The organism is Ruegeria sp. L11 (assembly GCF_056531755.1).
In genome coordinates this window covers 17,152-36,251 of record NZ_JBQFMI010000019.1, presented here as the reverse complement: position 1 = coordinate 36,251, position 19,100 = coordinate 17,152, and the positions used below count along the sequence as shown (strand labels likewise).

The window sequence follows — 19,100 nt, the reverse complement described above, 5'->3', positions numbered from 1 at the left end:
GACCGCCATCAGGGGTTGAAATCGGCCGGCACCCCGAAAGGAGGAGAGCCAACGCCGGTGCCCGTCAAGCAATGCAGAAATGCGACCAGGGCGGCGATTTCCACATCCGACAGCGTCACTGGCACAATGTCGATCCTGCTGCGCTGGCGTTCCATCTCGAACCGGTCGTCCCACACCACGAAATCCACCTCTTGCAACCAGGGGACCTTGGGCAACGCAGCCATGTCGGGTTTCCATTTGGCAAGGCTGGTCTGTGGGTCAAGATGGTGACGGATCATGCTTTCGAGATCCGCAAAAGCGCCGTTATGTCCATAAGGCGCAGTCAGGGCGACATTGCGCAGCATCGGCGTGCGAAAGCGATAGGCGTCTTCCACACGGTTGCTTTCCGCCATCCGCCCAACGTCCCGCGCATATGGGTCCCATTGCCGGGTCCGACCCGGCCCGAATGGCGGCAAACCCAGCGCGTGAAACTTTTGGTCCGACATCAACGGACCCGCATGGCATGTCGCACATCGCGCTTTGCCATAAAACAGGTTCATCCCGTCTTTCTGGACGTCTGACAGCGCATCCATGTCCCCGGCCAAGTACTGGTCGAACGGGCTGTCGGTGCTGCGCCATTCAATGGCCATGAAGGCCGCCAGCGCGTTGGCGATCTGGGTGATTGTGATTTCTTCGGTGGTCTCGATATCGTCAAAAGCCGCGACTATGGCAGGGCCATAGCGCGGATCGGTCCGCACGCGTTTGGCAAGGATCGGCCAGCCCTTGTCGATCCTGTCGTGAACCGCGCCGGTCACCTGATTTTCAGCGACATTACCGGCCATCTCGAATTGCGCGGTTAGCGGGAACAAGGCCTGCGCCGCCAAAAGCGAGTTCAATCCCCCGGGCAGCCATTCCTGCGCAGGCGAATTGAACCCGTTGCCATAGATGTCCGAGATGCTCAGACGGCCATCGTGGAAAACGGTACGGATGTCCTTGGCCCCGAGGTTCCACAACCCCGGCGCATTTCGGGGAATGCGTTTGCGGATCCTGTCCGCCCCGGTGCCCGGTGTGCGCTCCGGGCCAAGACCCTGTCCGCCTTCGCCGATCCCCAGGGACAACCCGTCAGAGGTGCCGAAATCGGGGTGATGGCAATGGGCGCACGAAATGTTCTGATTGCCTGACAGGATCGGATCGTAAAACAGTTGATGACCGATAGTGGCCTGTTCCATATCAAATGGGATAAAGTCATCATCTGTCAGCGGGCGCGGCAGGTCCTGCGCCACCGCGGCCCCCGCCCAAACGAGGACAATCGCCCAATGCGCCAGTTTCTCTTTACCCTTTGTTTTCTTGCGACCCCGGCTCTGGCTGAGCTGGAACAGGCCCGTGACATGATGGAGGCCGGAGAGTTTGAAGCCGCGCGCGCGGAACTGCTGCCCGCCGCCCGGTCGGGCAATGCCGAGGCCGAGGAACTGATTGGTGTGATGTACGGGCTGGGTCTTGGGGTCGAGCAGGACCACGAAAGGGCGTTTGAATGGTATCTGCGTGCCTCGATGAAGGGGCATCCGGGGGCGCAGTCGGGGGTCGGCTGGTACTACGAACTGGGTCTGGGATTGCCCGCCCCCGATCTGGTGCGGGCCTATATGTGGTACACGCTCAGCGCCATTGGCGGCGACCCCGATGCGGCGATCAGCCTTGAGGAAGTGATCAAGAAAATGTCGCCGGAGCAGATCGAGAAGGCGCATGTTCTGGTCAACGACTACAAAGGGTGGATGTACCCGTTTCGATAAGGGCCGGGCCACAAGGCCCGACCCGTCCGTTTAGTTCAGGTCTGCATTGCGCGAGGCGTTCACGTCCGCCTCAGCCGCCGTGACCGCATCGGTCAGCGCGGCAAAGATCTCATCACCACGGGCAACATTGGTCTGGAACCAGTCATAGACAGGTGAAGCCGCGGCTTTGAACGCAGCCTTCTGCTCGGGTGTCGGGACATACAGGTCACCGCCACCTGCGACGAAGTCCTCATAGGCCTGAATCGATTTGCGCTTGGGCGAGGCAAAAGTGGCCTGTTGCAGGGCGTAGAACCCATCGACAACGACCCGGCGCATATCTTCGGGCATCGCCTGGAACTTGGCGTTGTTCATCCACCACAGCGCACCCATATAGGCGTGCCCGTCCAGCGTGACATATTGCAGGCCGGCATCCGGGAACTTCATGCCCATGATGTCGGTGATGCCGTTCTTGGACCCCTCGACGACGCCGGTCTGGAAGCTGGTGAAAAGTTCCGGCCACGGGATCGGTGTAGGTGACGCGCCCAGTGCCTTGACCAGTTCCTGTGGCAGGTCGGCGACGACGGTGCGGATTTTCAGACCTTCCATGTCGGCAGGCTCGGCGACGCGGTGTTTTGTGTTGGCGAAGTTGCGCCAGCCTCCGGTGTTGCCGATGGTCATCAGGCGGATCGCGCCTCCGGAATCCTCAAGCGCCATGTCGCGCATGGTGCGGGTGAAATCGCCCGACAGAACATGCTCGGCGATCCGGTCATCGGCCATCAGATACGGCAGGTCCAGAACCTGCACATAGGGGAAGATGCCCGAGGCACCGCCCGAGGTAGAGATATAGATATCGATGGTGCCATCCGCCACGCCTTGTAGGCATTCAGCACCGTTCGAACACAGCTGGGTGCCGATGAACAGCTCAACCTCGATGGCGCCGTTCGACGCCGCCTCGACATAGTTCTTGAAAACGATCAGACCGTCGTAATCCTCGTCATTTTCGTTCGAATTGGCAGTGGCGCGCAGCGTATAGTCCGCAGCCACCGCAGCGACCGCAGACGCGGCCACAAGCGATGTGGCAATCGCCGCTGTTTTGATGAAGTTTCCGAGCATGCGTTTCCTCCCTGTGATACTCAGTCAGTTTGCAAATCCCGTTATCCTCGGGATCGTCATGGATAGTGCGGGGATGTAGGTGATCAGAAAGATCACGATGATTTCGACCGCCAGAAACGGCAGGATCGCCTTGGCGATCGTCTCGACCCGCTCCCGCGACACGGCGGCGGCCACGAACAGCACCAGCCCCATGGGGGGCGTGGCAAGGCCGACGGTCAGATTGACGCTCATGATGATGGCGAAATGGATCGGGTCTACACCGAGACTGGTGAAAATCGGGCCAAGGATGGGCCCAAGGATGATGATCGCAGGGCCTGCGTCCAGAAACATGCCAACGATGAACAACAACAGGTTGATCAGGAACAACAGGATCAGTGGATTTTCCGACAGGCTGAGGATCAACGAGGCCAATTGTTCCGGGGCATGGCTCAGACTGACCACGGTCTTGAACGCCATTGCTGCGCCAACCAGCAGCAGCACCACGGCCGACGTCATACCTGCATTGCTCAGAACATCGGGAATTTCCCTCAGGGTCAGTGTGCGCAGAACGAAAAACCCGATGATAAAGGCGTAGCCCACAGCGACTGCGGCGGCTTCGGTCGGGGTAAAGATGCCCCCCAGAATTCCGCCCAGAATGATCACCGGCGTCATCAGCGGGAAGAACGCCTTGAGGCTGGCTTTGCGCCGCTCATCCCATGTGTATTTCCGGCTGGCGACGGGAAAGTCGTACTTGTCAGCCATGAACTTGATCATCACCATCAGGCCGACACCCACCATGATTCCGGGCACGATCCCCGCAAGGAACAAGGCGGCCACGCTTTCACCCATGACATAGGCATAGATGATCATAATGCCCGAGGGCGGGATGATCGGCCCGATCACCGAACTCGCGGCTGTGATGGCGGCGGCGAATTTGCGGGTGTAGCCCTGTTTTTCCATCGCCGGGATCAGCATCGACCCCAGGGCGGATGTGTCAGCCACCGCAGATCCCGAAAGGCCCGCGAACAGGATCGAGCTCAGCACGTTTACATGCGCTAGTCCGCCGCGCAGGTGGCCCATCAGGGCCTGGCTGAATTCGACAAGGCGGATGGTGATGCCGCCGCGGTTCATCATTTCACCGGCCAGCATGAAGAACGGGATGGCCATCAGCGGGAAACTGTCCATGCCGTTGTAGACATTACGATAAAGCAGGGTGATGTCGTTCGTCTGTCCGTTCAGCCACAGCAGAATGCCGGGCGCCGCCAGAAGCGCGAAAAAAACCGGCAGGCCAATCAGCAGGAAAATCAGGAAAGTGGGCAGGAACCAGATCAGCATCTATTCGGCCCCCACGGCTGCGTCGGGAATGTCCGGCAACAGATGCGCGCCGCCAAGCAAGGTGACCATGGAACGCAGAATAAGCTCGATATTGACCGAGATCAGCAGAATGATCCCCACCAGCAGCGAGGCCATCATCCAGCTGCGCGGAATGCGATACCACTCGTCAAACCCAAGCGATGTCGGCAGGTACAGGGCGGCGGTGGCGAACCTGCCGCCAAAGCCCGTGACCTCGGACCAGCCGATATTGACCGCAACCAAAAGCACGGCCAGCGAGATCAGCAGGAGGAACAGATTGAGCGACAGGCCGAGCATACGCGGCAAAAACCGTTGCAGCATGTCGATAGCTACAAAACCGCCGCGCCGAAAGGCCGTCGGTGCCATCAACCCGGTCATCCACAACATGCAGAACCGCGCGGCCTCATCCGGCCAGGGCAGGGCGTTGCCCAGAACGTATCGGAAGAACACCTGAATCAGGATTGCGATGACCATGAATGCAATCGCAACAACGCCAACCGCGCGGCCCAGACGCAGCACGGTTTCGTTCACAAATGCTATCGGCGCAAGCACCGATACCAGTCCGCCCATGCGGATCCTCCCTTGTTCAGCCGCAGGTGTGTCCCGCGGTCGTCAGGTCGCGCTTAGTGCTGCGCGAATTGGCCCATTTTCCCGGCGTAGAACGTCAGCGCGTCGCCGTCGCTCATGCTGGCCTTCAGGACTTTGCCCACCACGATCACGTGATCGCCCGCGTCGTGATAGGCATGTTGTTCGCATTCAAATCGTGCCAGGCAATCCGACAGCAGCGGGGTGCCGTTTGCACAGCGCTCATGCCGGATGTCGCGCAGGGCATGGGCATCTTTCGAGCAGCCAAAACACAGTTCGGCCTGCGCTGACGATAACACATGCACCGTGAAATGCCGTGCCGCGCGAAAATAGGGGAACCGGCGCGAGTTGCGGTCGCCGGCCCACATGATCAGTGGCGGGTCCAGCGACAGCGACGAAAAGCTGTTGGCTGTGATGCAGATCGGGCCGTCACCGCTGTCGCATGTCACAATGGTAACGCCGGTTGCAAACCGCCCAAAAGCATCCCGCAGGGTTCGGGTGTCGTCCTTGTGTGGCACAAAAGTGTGGGTCATGTTCCTTGAGATTGCGTTCATCATGCTACCTCATGCCCCAGCGCCGCCTCGTACAGGCGGAACCAGGTTTCGCGATCAATTGTGACTTTCAGCGCGTCCGAGATGCGTTTGATACGGTTCAGGTTGTTGGTGCCCAGAACCGGCAGAATGCCCGCCGGATGAGCCAGCAGGAAGGCCACGGCCACAGCGGCCCGGTCTACACCGAACTCTTCTGCGATTTCATCAGCGACAACCCCAACGGGCGGGTTTCCGGCCATCAACAGCCCACCCCCCAGCGGCGACCACGCCATAAGGTGGTGACCGTGCTGTTGGTGAAACGCCAGATCACCATTGGTGAAAGGGGCGATCTCGCCCAGTGAGATCTCGATCTGGTTGGTGACCAGCCGGGTTTTCATCGCCGATTGCAGCAGGGTCCAGTCCCACGGACGGAAGTTCGAAACACCAACCGCGCCTACCTTGCCGCTGGTGACTGCCTCATCCAGCGCAGCCCCGGTTTCGTGGTGGTCCATGAACGGATCAGGGCGATGGATCAGCAGCAGATCGATGTGGTCGATGGCCATTTCCGACAGCGACATGTCGATGGACTTCAGGATATGCGCGCGCGAGGTGTCATAGTATTTGACCTTCGCATCTGAATGCCGCCCCACGGGCGCGACGATATCACATTTGGTGACGATCTCCATCTTTTGGCGCAGGCCGGGATTGGCGCGCAAGGCGTTGCCCAGAACGGCTTCGGCCGCGTATCCGCCATATATGTCGGCCTGATCGAAGGTGGTGATGCCCTGATCAAGGCAGGCTTGAATCTTGGCCTCGACATGCCCTGCCGAGGTGTCGCTATCGTCACCCAGCCGCCACATGCCATAGACAAGGCGGCTCATTTCCAGCGTCGGGGATAGTTTCACGCGTTGCATCAGCGGCGCACTCCGTTGCCCAGCGGTGTGGCCGGGGGTGTCTTGGGCACACGCCCGTATGCTTCGGGCAGCGAGCATGTTTTCAGATGCGGCATCACACGCGCACCGAAATGCTTGGCCTCATCCATGTGCGGATAGCCCGAGAAGATGAAAGCGCGAATGCCCATCTTCCGGTAATCTTCGATCTTTGACATGACCTGATCGGTTGATCCGACGAGTGCCGCACCACAGCCCGAACGGGCGCGGCCGACGCCGGTCCACAGACCGGGTTCCACATAGCCATATTCATCCGCCAGATCACGATTCCTGGCCTGATGCGCCACGCCAAGCGACGTTGCATCCAACGCCCGCTCGCGGATCGCGCGGCCATAGTCGTCATCCAGTTTTGAAACGATGTAATCCGCGTATTCCTGCGCCTCGGCTTCGGTATCTCGAACGATCATGTGAACCCGCAGGCCGTAATCCAGCGTGCGGTCGTAGTTTTCGGCCACTGCATGAACAGCTTTCATCCGCTCGGCCAGTTGATCCTTGGTTTCCGGCCACATCAGGTACACATCACAATGTTCGCCGCACAGCTCCAGCGCCGAGGGCGAATAGCCGCCGAAATACAGCAGCGGCCCGCCAGTCTGATAGGGCCGCGCCGGGTCGGTTGTCAGACCTGTAAAGTTGTAGACCTCGCCCGCATGGTTGATCTCGTCCTGTGTCCAGGCCTGTTTCAGGATCTCGACCACTTCGCGCGAGCGTTGATAGCGATAGGCACTGTCGGCCTTTTCGCCGGGAAAATCGGATGAAATGATGTTGACGGTCAGCCGCCCCTTCAGCATGTGATCCAGCGTCGCGATCGTGCGGGCCAGCATGATTGGCTGCATCTCGCCGCAGCGCACGGCGGCCAACAGGTTGATCTTTTGCGTGATCGGCGCACAACCGGCGACAAAGCTCAGCGTGTCCTGCCCAACCTGATAAGACGACGGGCACAGGATGTTGCGGAACCCCTGCGCCTCGGCCTCTTTCACGATGGCCGAGCAATGCTCCCAGCTGGACCGCAGATCACCATCAGGCACACCCAGGAACTGATAATCGTCCGAACATAAGGCGGCGAACCACGAAACCTCGGCCGCATCCAGATCAGGGGATGTGATGGGGACGATGGTCATTTGATTCACGCTCCGTGCATCTTTTACTTTCCTCTTGCGTAGCAAGCACATTGATGTAGATCAATAGTGTATCAATTTTTCCTGCGACCGAATGAAGCGCCTGAAATGCCCCCCAACACCCGAAACCCCAATGCCCTGCCTATCTATGTTCAGATTGCCGAGCTGCTGATCCGCGATATCGCTGCAGGCCGTTTGATCGATGGTGAGCGTCTGCCCCCGGAACGCGACATGGCGGCCGAGCTGAACGTGTCGGTCGGCACGCTGCGAAAATCGCTCGCCGAGCTTGAGAAAAAAGGCATGTTGGAGCGTATTCAGGGTTCAGGAAATTACATCCGCGAGACCGGAACCCAGAACAGCGTCTACGCGATGTTCCGGCTGGAACTGCCCCAAGGGGGCGGGTTGCCGCGTGCGGATATCCTGTCGGTCGATCATCTGAAGAAACCTTCCGATCTGCCGGATTTTGGTACCTCAGACACCGGATCGCGCGTACGTCGGATGCGCTATCTGAATGACACAATCATCGCGGTCGAGGAAATCTGGCTGGACGAATCAGCCGGCCTGATCAAGCGAAGCCTGCTGTCAGACTCGCTCTATCGCTATTATCAGCACCAGCTGGGCTTCTGGATATCACGGGCCGAAGATCGCGTATCGATTGGCCAGTTGCCCGATTGGACGCCCGCGGTGTTCACCAAAGCCGCCGGTGAAACGGTGGGCTATATCGAACGGTTCAGCTGGTCGGACAAGGCCGAACCTGTCGAATTTTCCAAGACCTGGTTCGACCCGGACCGGGCCACCTATGTCCAACGTCTGAAGTAAAAGGAAACGCGCATGACCCGGACCATCAATTACGGGCTGATCGGATGTGGCATGATGGGGCAGGAACACCTGCACAACATCGCCCTGCTGGACGGCCCGCGTGTCGCAGCGATATTCGAACCCGATCCCGGGATGGCAAAAGCCGCGCAGGCGATTGCGCCGGGTGCGGTTATGGCACGCTCGGTGCAAGAGGTGTTGGATATCGAAGACCTGGACTGCTTGGTCATCGCCAGCCCAAACCACATGCATGTCGACCAGATCTGTGAAATCGCGCAAACGCGCCCCTTGCCGCTATTGGTGGAAAAGCCCCTGTTCACCAACCCCCAGGACGCCGCACGGCTAGAGAAGGTTCAGCGCGACTATCCACACCCGATCTGGGTCGCAATGGAATACCGCTATATGCCGCCCATCGCGACCCTGATCGACAAGATCGGGGACACTGGCGGGGTTCGGATGCTGTCGATCCGGGAACATCGCTTTCCGTTTCTGCGCAAAGTTGGCGACTGGAACCGGTTCAACCGCAACACCGGCGGCACCTTTGTTGAAAAATGCTGCCACTTCTTCGATCTGATGCGGCTGATCCTGCAATCCGACCCGGTGCGGATCACCGCAAGCGGCGGGCAGGCGGTGAACCATCTGGACGAAACCTACGAGGGCGAAACGCCTGACATACTGGATCACGGCTATGTTCTGGTCGATTTCGCCAATGGCGCGCGCGCGATGCTCGAGCTGTGCATGTTTGCCGAAGGCACCCGCTATCAGGAGGAGATTTCGGCCATCGGGCCCAACGCCAAGGTCGAGGCTCTGGTGCCGGGGCCGGGACGGTTCTGGCCCGACCATCTGGGAACGCCGCCCGTGCCGCAGGTCATCGTCAGCCCGCGGGACCCCAAGGGGCCAATATCGCAGGATATCCCTGTCGATCCCCGCTTGCTGGCTGCCGGTGATCACAACGGCTCGACCTATTATCAGCACAGGGGGTTCCTGGATCTGGTGCGCGGGCACAAGGCCGAACCGGATGTAACAGTGCAAGACGGTCTGTGGGCGGTGCGAATGGGATTGGCGGCACAGCAGGCCCTGCAAACCGGTGAAACGGTTCACCTAAAGCACCCTTAGACTCACCCCAGGCAAGTTCAGTGTAGACAGGTCTGCGGCGACAAATGTGTCGCTTGCGGGCCAATCTGTCGTAAATCAGCTAGTGAAGCGGGGCGCAGTAGGGGAAAAAACTGTATGACCTGTCAGTGTATTCCCACCCGCCTTGATCGCCGTGCGACCGGCTGTGATCTGGTCACGACGCGCCGGTAACCGCCCTGCGGGGCCGTTCTGCCTGCCTGCTTTCAGACGACAACGGAATACCTCATGACAACCGCTCTGCGCCTCGCCATCGATATTGGCGGCACTTTTACCGACACGGTCCTCGTCTCGGGTGATGAGACGATACTAGCCTCCACCAAAACCCTGACCACGCACCAGAACCCGGCAGAAGGCGCACTGGAAGGTGCGCGGCGCGTCATGGCGCAGACTGGCCGGTCGCTGAAGGATGTCACCGGATTCATTCACGGAACAACTCTGGCAACCAACGCGCTGATCGAGCGGCGCGGGGCGGTCGTGACCACGGTCTGCACCGAAGGGTTCCGCGATATTCTCGATATCGGGTACGAGCGTCGGTATTCCCAATACGACATCAACCTTGAAAAGCCGGACATGCTGGTGCCGCGCGAACGCTCGCTGACCATATGCGAACGCATGTCGGCAGAAGGCAAGGTGCTGATTGAACTGGATGAAGGGAAAGTAGACCGGTTGCTGGCCGAGATTGACGCCAGCGGGGCCGAGGCGGTGGCCATCTGCCTGATGCACTCTTACGCCAACCCGACCCACGAACGGCGCTTGCGCGATCTTCTGGCGCGACACCGCCCCGGCTTGACCGTCTCGATCTCGTCCGATGTCAGCCCCGAAGCGCGTGAATTTGACCGGCTCTGCACCACTGTGGCCAACGCCTATATTCAACCGTTGATGGAAAACTATCTGACCCGGTTTGTGGATCAGTTCACGGCCGAGGGCGTAACCTGTCCGATCCTGATGATGACGGCAGGCGGCGGTATGTGCACGATCGGCACCGCCACGCGTTTCCCCGTTCGTCTGGTGGAATCCGGCCCCGCCGGAGGGGCCATTCTGGCCGCCCGCATCGCCGCGCGTGCCGGGTTGGACCAAGTCCTGTCCTTTGACGTCGGTGGCACAACCGCCAAGCTCTGCCTGATCGACAAGGCGCGACCCCAGACATCGCGCTCATTCGAAATCGCCCGCGCAGCGCGGTTCATCAAGGGGTCGGGAATGCCGGTGCGCATTCCGGTGATCGAGATGATTGAAATCGGTGCTGGCGGCGGTTCGATCGCGGGTGTTGACCGTCTCGGGCGTCTGACGGTCGGGCCAAAATCGGCAGGCTCAGAGCCCGGGCCGGTCGCTTTCATGCGCGGCGGCGTCGATCCGACCGTGACCGACAGCGACATCACTCTGGGCTATATCGTGCCCGACACCTTTGCCGAGGGGCATATCCAGCTTGACCCCGATGGGGCAAAGGCCGCCCTGAGCCGTGTGATCGGGGACAAACTGGGGCTGGATGCGACAGGTGCGGCAGATGGGGTCAGCCGCATCGTTGTCGAAAGCATGGCCAGCGCCGGGCGGATGCATGCGGTCGAAAGCGGCAAGGACCTTGGCCCGCGCACCATGATTGCCTTTGGTGGCAACGGGCCGCTGCATGCCACCCGCGTCGCCCGGTCCGCCGGTGTTTCGCATATCGTGATCCCGCCCAATCCCGGTGTCGGTTCGGCGGTTGGGTTCCTGTTTGCCCCGGTATCCTTCGAAATCGTCCGCTCGCGCTATTCCCTGCTCGACAGCATGGACATGGACGGGGTGAACGCCCTGTTCGATACGATGATTGCCGAAGCAAAAGAGGTCGTCGCCCAAGGGGCAGGGGACGCACCCACCGAAACACTGCGCACCGCCTTCATGCGCTATAGCGGGCAGGGGCATGAGATCGAGATTACCTTGCCGGACCGCGCCCTGACGCACCGGGATATCGCCCCGCTGACGGCTGCATTCGAAAGGGAATACCGCAAACAATTCTCACGCCCCGTGCCGGGGATGAAGATCGAGGTTCTCAACTGGGCGGTTCGCGTTGCCACCCCGGACAAGGCGGTGCCCACTGTGTCGGAAACACCCGCCCAAACCGCATTTCAGGTCACGCAGACACGCCCCATCACCTGTGATCTGGATGGCACGGTAAAACAGGCCGCCTTTGTCGCCCGCGCCGATATGCGCCCCGGAGACTATGTGGCAGGCCCCGCGCTGATCCATGAACCACAAACAACCACACTCGTATCCGCCGATTTCTCGGCCCAGATGGACGCAATCGGCAACCTTGTCCTGAAACAGGATCAGAAAGGAGGCGCATAATGACCGCTGATCTGTCCCCCGCCCGCCTGCAAGTGATGTGGAACCGCCTGCTGGCAGTGGTCGAAGAACAGGGCCAGACCCTGATCCGCGCGGCTTTCTCGCCCATCGTGCGCGAATGCGGCGACATTTCCGCCGGGATATTCGACGTGAATGGCCGGATGCTGGCGCAGGCCGTGACCGGTACTCCGGGCCATATCAATACCATGGCCGAGGCCGTGCTGCACCTGCGCGCCCGTTTCGCGGTGCAGGATATGCGCCCCGGCGACATCTACATGACAAACGACCCGTGGCTGGCCTCGGGGCATCTGAACGACTTCCTGTTGATGATGCCCGCGTTCAAGGAAGGCAAGGTGGTGGGTTTTACCTCCTGCACCTCGCATCTGGTGGATCTGGGCGGTCTGGGTATGGGACCTGAAGGCTCGGACATCTATGACGAAGGCCTGCTGATCCCGCCTTGCAAACTGGTCGAGGCCGGAACGCCCAATGCGCTGCTGATGGATATAATCCGCGCCAACTCGCGCGAGCCTGTGGCCAATGAGGGCGACATCTACGCCCTGATCGCCTGTTGTGAGGCTGGGGTGAACCGCCTTGTCGCGATGATGGAGGAGTTCGGGATCGAAGATCTGGACAGGCTTGGCACCTATATCATCGACACCTCGCGCAAAGGCGCGCTGCAGGCCATCGCCGAGGTGCCCGAAGGCGTTTACAAAAACGTGCTGCACATGGACGGCTATGAGGCCGAGCTGGAGCTGCACGCGACGCTCACCGTGACCAAAGACGGGATGCATGTCGATTTCACGGGCACGTCCGGGTGTTCGAAAAAGGGCATCAACGTGCCTTTGAACTATGCGACCGCCTATACGGTCTTTGCCCTGCGTTGCATCGTCGGGCCGGATATCCCGAACAACGCAGGCTCGTTGGAACCATTCACGGTGGAAGGCCCCAAGGGTTGCATCCTGAACGCCCAGCATCCGGTGCCGGTGGCCATGCGGCATACGCTGGGGCAGGTCACACCGGATCTGGTTCTGGGCTGCCTGCATCAGGCGCTGCCCGAACAGGTGCCTGCCGAAGGGGCCTCGTGCATGTTCGACCTGCCAATGCGCCACGCGCCCGAAGTGGCGTCGAATGGCGGGCGCGAATTTGCCATCGAACCCGTTCACAATGGCGGCACCGGGGCGCGACCCCACGCGGATGGCCTGTCCGCGACAGCCTACCCTTCGGGGGTGTTCGGCTCGCAGGTCGAGATAACCGAAAGTGTCGCCCCGGTGATCATGTGGCGACGCGAATTGTTGCCCGACTCGGGCGGCGCGGGTCAGTACAGGGGAGGATTGGGTCAGCGGATCGAGATGACGTCTGCCAACGATGCCCCCTTCATCGTCTTCCTGTCGGTCGAACGTCTGAAATTTCCGGCTCTGGGCCGCATGGGCGGCCTGCCCGGCGCACCGGGACGTATCCGGTTCCGCGATGGCGGCGGTGATATTCCGGGCAAGGGCGAGCTGCGCGTGGAAAGCGGCGATTACCTGATCTTCGATACCCCCGGCGGCGGCGGCTTTGGCGATCCGGCCGCGCGCAACCCAGAGGCGCTGGCGCTGGACCTCAGGCGCGGGCTGGTCACAGAAGGAGGGGCCAAAGCCTATGGGGGTGCCTCATGATCCGCGCAGTTGATCACATTCGTGCCATGGCGGCCTATGCGCTGGCCGATCTGGGCGCGCCGGACACTGTATCTCTGGCCCAGAATGAAAGCGCTTTCCCGGTCAGCCCTGCCGCAATTGCGGCGGGGCAGGCGGCATTGCACCGGATGCCGCTTTATCCCGATCCCGACTGGTTGGACCTGCGCGCCGCCATCGCTCAGGTGCATGCAGTGCCAGCCGACAACATCCTGTGCGGTGCCGGATCGATGGAGTTGATCGGCTGCCTGATCCGCGCCTATTCAGGGCCGGGCGACCATGTATTGGGCACGGATTACGGCTATGCCTATGTGGCCTCAGCCACGGCGCAGGTGCGGGCAGACTATGTGAAAGCCCGCGAGGTTGATCTGACCGTCTCGGTCGATGACATTCTGGCCGCTGTCACGCCTGAAACCCGGATCGTCTTTGTCTGCAACCCCGGCAACCCGACCGGCACCCTGATCCCGAATGCCGAGATCATCCGCCTGCGCAACACCCTGCCCGGGAACGTGCTGCTGGTGGTCGATCAGGCCTATGCCGAATTCGCCGATCGCGATCACGACCCGGCTGAAATCTTTGCCCTCGTTGCACGTGGGGATACCGTGGTCATACGCACCTTCTCAAAGGCTTACGGTCTGGCGGGCGCACGCGTGGGATGGGGTCTTTTCCCGTCAGAGGTCGCGATTGAGCTGCGAAAGCTGCTCAACCCCAACAACGTATCGACCCTCTCTCAGGCCATGGCAACGGCAGCGATGCAGGATCAGCCCCACATGCGCGACACGGTTGCCAGAACCGCCGCCATCCGGGATGGCTTTGCCGATGGGTGCCGGGCGCTGGGATTATCTGTTCCGCGCAGCCACACCAATTTTGTCCTGATCCGCTTTGCCGATGCCGCGACGGCGCAAGAAGCGGATGCCGCGTTGCGCAAAGCGGGTTTGCTGACGCGCGGAATGGGCGGCTATGGCCTCGCGGATTGCCTGCGCGCCACGATCTGCGACACGGCAGTGATGGAGCGCTGCCTGACTGTTCTGAAAGAGGTGACGTCATGACCTTTGAAACCCGGACACGGGCCAAAATCGGGGTGCTTGTGCCCTTTACCAACACCAATCTCGAAGCTGACATGATGCTGATGCGCTGCCCGGACACGACGGTGCATTTTCAGCGAATGGGTGGCTATGACGTGGATGAGATCCCCGGATCGGATCAGATGGCGGGTCTGGGGGCCTCGGATATCGGCCACGACCTCAAGATGATCTCGGGCGTTCGGCCCGATGTGGTGCTCTATGGCTGTACCTCGGCCACGCTGACCCATGGCCCGTCCTTTGACCACCAGCTGGCGCAGGACATCAGGGCCGCGTCGGGGGCCGTGTGTATTACCGCCGCAGGGGCGCTTGTTGCTGCGATCCATGCGCTCGGCGTGTCCCGGGTCGGTTTTTCTTCGCCCTATCTGGGCGAGATCAACACGCAGGCCATGAATTTTCTGACGCAGAACCGGATCACAACGGTGAATTGCGCCGATATCGGCCGCGAGCTGGGCAATTACGGGCAGGGCGAGCTGACCCCGGACGAGGTTTTCGACCTTGCCATGCAGGCCGACCACCCAAAGGCCGAGGCCATCATACTCAGCTGCACCGACATGCGCGCAGTCGAGGCCATAGACCGGATCGAAGCGGCCCTTGATAAACCTGTTGTGACGTCCAATCAGGCCATGATGTTTGCCCTGATGCGGGCGCTTGACCTGCCAAGGCACGGGACTGTTCCGGGGCGGTTGTTTGATCTGCTATAGCCTTGGGTTAGGCAAAAGCATGGAACCCGCCCCGGTCGGCTGCCCGCATCAAAGGCGGGAGCGCACCGGCATATGGGGCGGGTATTCCAGCCCACCCAACGCGCCGTGTCGCAGACGTGACTGTATTTACGTCGCAAAAGAACAAGATACCGCGCCTTCTACGCCATAGTCGGAATAAGGACCGCTCGGGATTGAAGCACATGTTGAACCAGCCGCACAGTCACGGGAAATTTGGCCTGCCCCGCGGGGAAACCATCTTAGGCTTGTCTGAAACATCATACGTTCACAAAATACAAAGGTGCCGCTTTTCATGAGCCAAATTTCGGAAAATCTGCTGAACCAGATCCGCGACCGTTTTGCCCAGATCGATCACTGCCCCGAACAGGGCGAGCGGATATTTTTCGAAAACGCCGGCGGGGCTTTGACACTGAAATCCGTGCTGGACAGCTCGGCACGTCACGCCGCAATCCCCGACAATCAGGGGCGCGACAATCCGGGGTCTCATGCGCTGGTTGCCACGATCAACGCTGCCAAGGCTGATATGCGGGATTTCATGAATGCACCCGGTGGTCAGTTCTTTGTCGGTGAAAGCGGCACCGAACTTCTGTTCCGGCTGATCATGAACGCCTGTCTGGGAACCGGTCCGGGGATTGTGCTGGGGTCGACACTGGAACACCCCGCCACACGGTCAGCCTGTGATCGTTGGGCTCGCATCGCCGGGCAGACCCATGTGCTGGTGCCCCACGATGACGATACCGGCACCGTGACAGCCGACGCCTATGCTGCGGCCGTCACCCCCGACACCAAAGTGGCGACAATCCTGCACACCTCACCGGTGACGGGCATGGGCGTCGATGTGGCCGCTGTTTCGCAGGCGATCCGCGCCGTGGCGCCAGACTGTTTCATCATTGTCGATGGCATCCAGCACGCCGCCCATGGCCAGATCGACCTCAGCGCGTATGACGTCGACGGCTACGTGATCTCGCCCTACAAGGTGTTTTCGCGCCATGGCTACGGCGTTGCGTGGATTTCCGACCGGCTGACGCGGCTTGAACACAATGCCCTGTTGGACGGTCCGGCAGATAACTGGGAAATGGGCACGCGCGATACAGGGGCCTATGCGACCATGTCCGACGTTGTGTCTTACTTCGAATGGCTTGGCAGTCAGGTCAGCGACGCCACCGACCGGCGTGCCAGATTTCTGGCAGCGGGCGAAGCCATCCACGCGCAGGAAAAGGCACTGACCGACGCGATGATCCACGGCACCGGCAACCTGAGCGGTCTGGCCGAGATGGAGAAGGTCACGATTCTGGGCGGTGCCGACAACCCCGCTCGCGAAGGGCTGGTGTCGCTGCGCGTTCAGGGTGTGGCCTCGGCGGATGTCGTCAAACGGCTGAACGATGAGGGTATTCGCACCCATTTGCGCAAGGCCGACCATTACTCTGGCAACATATTGACACCGCTGGGTTATGACGCCTGCGTCCGGGTCTCGATGTGCCACTACAACTCGATCGGCGAAGTCGCCAGATTTCTGGCTGTCATGAAAGAAATCGCCGCCTGAGCTGCGGCGGACCAAGGGACAAGCACTCATGAAAACCCATGCACAAGCTGTCGTGATCGGAGGGGGCCTTGCCGGCTGTTCGATCCTGTACCATCTGGCCAAGCTTGGCTGGACCGACGTTGTCCTACTGGAACGGAACGAGTTGACCTCCGGCTCGACCTGGCACGCAGCGGCGAATATCCACGGGCTGCACGACAACAACAACATCACCCGCATCCAGCACTATACGATGAATCTGTATAAACAGCTGGAACAGGAAACCGGCCAAAGCTGCGGCGTATTCCAGCCCGGCTCGCTCTATCTGGCCCAGACCGAAGAGCGTGAGCACCAGCTGCGCCTGCAAGAGGCGAAAGCCCGGTTTTATGGTCTGAACTTCTACGAAGTCAGCCGTGAAGAAGCCAAGGAACTGCACCCGCTGGCGCAGTTCGATGACATCCGCTGCATCATGTATGAACCCGATGGCGGCAATGTCGACCCGTCGGGCGTGCCGCACGCCTATGCCGCCGGGGCCCGCGCCATGGGGGCCACCATCGAACGGTTCTGCCCGGTGACGGGAGCCGAACAACAACCCGACGGCAGCTGGATCGTGCGCACGCCCAAAGGCGACATTCACACCCAGTGGGTTGTCAACGCCGCCGGTCTCTGGGGGCGCGAGGTGGCGGCGCTGGCGGGTCTGACCCTGCCGCTGCAACCGACCGAGCATCAGTATTTCGTGACCGAAAGCATCGACGAGGTCGCCAGCCTGGGCCGTCGTTTGCCCTCGATCGCTGACCGCGACGGCGAATATTACTTCCGGCAGGAAGGCAACGGCCTTCTGATCGGAGCTTATGAGAAAGATATGAAATTCTGGGCCGAAGACGGCACGCCGCTCGACTTCGCGCATGATCTGTTCCCCGACGATCTGGACCGGATCATGGAAAACGTCATCCGCGCCACCGAACGCGTGCCGGTTGCGGCCACTGCCGGGGTGAAACGCGTGATCAACGGGCCGATGATCTGGTCGCCCGACGCCAACATGCTGTGGGGGCCGGTGCCCGAGCTGAAGAACTATTTCCTCTGCGGCGGCCTGATCCCCGGTTTCTCGCAATCCGGGGGGTTGGGTCTGCTGGCGGCGCAATGGATGATCGAGGGCGAGCCGCAATATGACATGTTCGCCTGGGATCTGGCCCGGTTTGGCGACTGGGCCGACAAGGCATTCACTAAGGCCCGTGTTCAGGATGCCTACACCCACCGCTTCAAGATCCATTTCCCCAACGAGGAACGCAGCGCAGGCCGTCCGGCCCGTGTGCGCCCCGCCTATGAGATGCAGAAGCAGATGGGCTGCGTCTTTGGCCTTAATTGCGGCTGGGAACATCCGCTCTGGTTCGCCGATGAGCCCGAGGTGGAAGAGACCACCGGCTTTACCCGCCAGAACTGGTGGAAGCCCGTGGGCCGAGAGGTGCAGATGCTGCGCGACAGCGTGGGCCTGATCGACATTTCGAACTTCGCCAATTACGTGATCAAGGGCCCCGGTGCCCATGACTGGCTGGACCGTCTGGTGGCCAATCGGGTGCCTGCCGAAGTGGGGCGCAGCTGTCTGACGCCGTTGATCTCGGTTCGCGGTGGCGTGGCGGGCGATTTCACCATCACCAAGCTGGCCGAGGATGAATACATGATGATCGGGTCAGGCATGGCCGAACGCTATCATCAGCGCTTCTTTCAAATGGTGGAAATGCCCGAGGGCACAACTCTTGAGGTCGCCACCGACCGCATCGCAGGGTTCAACATCGCAGGCCCCAGGTCACGCGAAGCGCTGGCACGCCTGACCAATGCCGATCTGTCGAACGAGGCGTTCCGCTTCATGTGGTCGCAGAAAATCACGGTCGCCGGCGTCGAATGCGTGGCCATCCGGGTCAGCTTTACCGGCGATCTGGGCTGGGAACTGCACTGCGCCGAGGGGGATCAGGTGGCGCTCTACACCGCCCTGCTTGAGGCCGCCAAAGACTGTGGTGGCGGTCCGGTGGGCGGGCGCGCGCTGGGGGCGCTGCGGATCGAAAAGGGCTATGGCTCGTGGGGTCGAGAGTTTTCTCAGGAATACTGGCCGCAAGAGGTCGGGCTGGCCGGCCTGATCAAGCTGGACAAGGATTTCCTGCACAAAAACGCCTATCTGTCCATCAAGGACAACCCCGCGCGCGAGGTGCTGTCCGTCTTCGAACTGGATGTGACCGCAGATGCCGACGCAACCGGGGGTGAGCCGATCTTTACCCCCGACGGCGCGCCCGTGGGTCGTGTCACGTCGGGGGCGTTCGGCTATTCGGTCGGGAAATCGCTGGCGCTGGGGTTCCGCAACCCAAACAGGGCACAGCCGGGCGATGAGGTGGTCATTCAGGTCATCGGCAAACCGCACAAGGCGCGCGTACTGGCCGAGGCTCCGTTTGACCCGACAGGCGCCAGACTGCGGTGCTGAC

General features: G+C 61.0%; 16 protein-coding genes. 9 read left to right on the top strand and 7 right to left on the bottom strand.

The window, feature by feature from the left end; translation table 11 throughout:
* Nucleotides 1–8: 8 nt before the first annotated feature.
* Nucleotides 9–1,262 carry a cytochrome-c peroxidase gene (locus ACR0CE_RS18505; RefSeq protein ID WP_480833413.1) on the bottom strand — a complete coding sequence of 418 codons (1,254 nt, stop codon included), beginning with the start codon at nt 1,260–1,262 and terminating at the stop codon, nt 9–11.
* A 33-nt stretch (nt 1,263–1,295) separates the two neighbouring features.
* On the opposite strand from ACR0CE_RS18505, the gene ACR0CE_RS18500 reads away from it, so the two are divergent.
* Nucleotides 1,296–1,766, top strand: coding sequence for a tetratricopeptide repeat protein (locus tag ACR0CE_RS18500; protein WP_480477549.1), 471 nt, complete (start codon nt 1,296–1,298; stop codon nt 1,764–1,766).
* A 30-nt stretch (nt 1,767–1,796) separates the two neighbouring features.
* On the opposite strand, the gene ACR0CE_RS18495 is transcribed toward ACR0CE_RS18500, so the two are convergent.
* Genes ACR0CE_RS18495 through ACR0CE_RS18470 form a run of 6 tightly spaced genes read right to left on the bottom strand, consistent with a single transcriptional unit; the run spans nt 1,797 to nt 7,373 of the window.
* Nucleotides 1,797–2,858 carry a TRAP transporter substrate-binding protein gene (locus ACR0CE_RS18495; protein WP_480833412.1) on the bottom strand — a complete coding sequence of 354 codons (1,062 nt, stop codon included), beginning with the start codon at nt 2,856–2,858 and terminating at the stop codon, nt 1,797–1,799.
* 24 nt (nt 2,859–2,882) lie between these two features.
* Nucleotides 2,883–4,172 (bottom strand): TRAP transporter large permease, encoded by a 1,290-nt coding sequence (locus tag ACR0CE_RS18490; protein WP_209599366.1) that lies wholly within the window; start codon nt 4,170–4,172, stop codon nt 2,883–2,885.
* Nucleotides 4,173–4,760, bottom strand: a complete 588-nt coding sequence (locus ACR0CE_RS18485; RefSeq protein ID WP_480833411.1) for a TRAP transporter small permease — start codon at nt 4,758–4,760, stop codon at nt 4,173–4,175.
* Between the two features lie 53 nt (nt 4,761–4,813).
* Complete coding sequence (locus tag ACR0CE_RS18480; RefSeq protein WP_480477541.1) at nt 4,814–5,329, bottom strand: flavin reductase family protein; 516 nt, start codon at nt 5,327–5,329, stop codon at nt 4,814–4,816.
* Nucleotides 5,329–6,219: an aldo/keto reductase gene (locus tag ACR0CE_RS18475; RefSeq protein ID WP_480833410.1), complete on the bottom strand. Its 891-nt coding sequence runs from the start codon at nt 6,217–6,219 to the stop codon at nt 5,329–5,331. The genes ACR0CE_RS18480 and ACR0CE_RS18475 overlap by 1 nt, the downstream gene beginning before the upstream one ends.
* Nucleotides 6,219–7,373, bottom strand: a complete 1,155-nt coding sequence (locus ACR0CE_RS18470; RefSeq protein ID WP_209507965.1) for an LLM class flavin-dependent oxidoreductase — start codon at nt 7,371–7,373, stop codon at nt 6,219–6,221. Before ACR0CE_RS18470 ends, ACR0CE_RS18475 begins: the two co-directional genes overlap by 1 nt.
* A 105-nt stretch (nt 7,374–7,478) precedes the next feature.
* Here ACR0CE_RS18470 and ACR0CE_RS18465 point away from each other — a divergent pair, with 105 nt between their 5' ends.
* From ACR0CE_RS18465 to ACR0CE_RS18430, 8 genes are all read left to right on the top strand, one after another.
* Nucleotides 7,479–8,189, top strand: coding sequence for a GntR family transcriptional regulator (locus ACR0CE_RS18465; RefSeq protein ID WP_480508693.1), 711 nt, complete (start codon nt 7,479–7,481; stop codon nt 8,187–8,189).
* A gap of 12 nt (nt 8,190–8,201) precedes the next feature.
* Entirely contained in the window at nt 8,202–9,302 is a 1,101-nt protein-coding gene (locus ACR0CE_RS18460; RefSeq protein ID WP_480833409.1) for a Gfo/Idh/MocA family protein, read from the top strand.
* A gap of 243 nt (nt 9,303–9,545) precedes the next feature.
* Nucleotides 9,546–11,639: a hydantoinase/oxoprolinase family protein gene (locus ACR0CE_RS18455; RefSeq protein ID WP_480833408.1), complete on the top strand. Its 2,094-nt coding sequence runs from the start codon at nt 9,546–9,548 to the stop codon at nt 11,637–11,639.
* Nucleotides 11,639–13,291, top strand: a complete 1,653-nt coding sequence (locus tag ACR0CE_RS18450; protein ID WP_480833407.1) for a hydantoinase B/oxoprolinase family protein — start codon at nt 11,639–11,641, stop codon at nt 13,289–13,291. The genes ACR0CE_RS18455 and ACR0CE_RS18450 overlap by 1 nt, the downstream gene beginning before the upstream one ends.
* The gene (locus ACR0CE_RS18445) at nt 13,288–14,355 is read left to right on the top strand and encodes a pyridoxal phosphate-dependent aminotransferase (protein ID WP_480833406.1); all 1,068 of its coding nucleotides are present in this window, start codon (nt 13,288–13,290) and stop codon (nt 14,353–14,355) included. Before ACR0CE_RS18450 ends, ACR0CE_RS18445 begins: the two co-directional genes overlap by 4 nt.
* A complete protein-coding gene (locus ACR0CE_RS18440; RefSeq protein ID WP_480833405.1) occupies nt 14,352–15,092 on the top strand; it encodes a maleate cis-trans isomerase family protein in 741 nt (246 codons plus the stop codon). Before ACR0CE_RS18445 ends, ACR0CE_RS18440 begins: the two co-directional genes overlap by 4 nt.
* Nucleotides 15,093–15,402: 310 nt before the next feature.
* Nucleotides 15,403–16,653 (top strand): aminotransferase class V-fold PLP-dependent enzyme, encoded by a 1,251-nt coding sequence (locus ACR0CE_RS18435; RefSeq protein ID WP_480484804.1) that lies wholly within the window; start codon nt 15,403–15,405, stop codon nt 16,651–16,653.
* A 28-nt stretch (nt 16,654–16,681) separates the two neighbouring features.
* Nucleotides 16,682–19,099 (top strand): GcvT family protein, encoded by a 2,418-nt coding sequence (locus ACR0CE_RS18430; RefSeq protein WP_480833404.1) that lies wholly within the window; start codon nt 16,682–16,684, stop codon nt 19,097–19,099.
* Nucleotide 19,100: the final 1 nt, after the last annotated feature.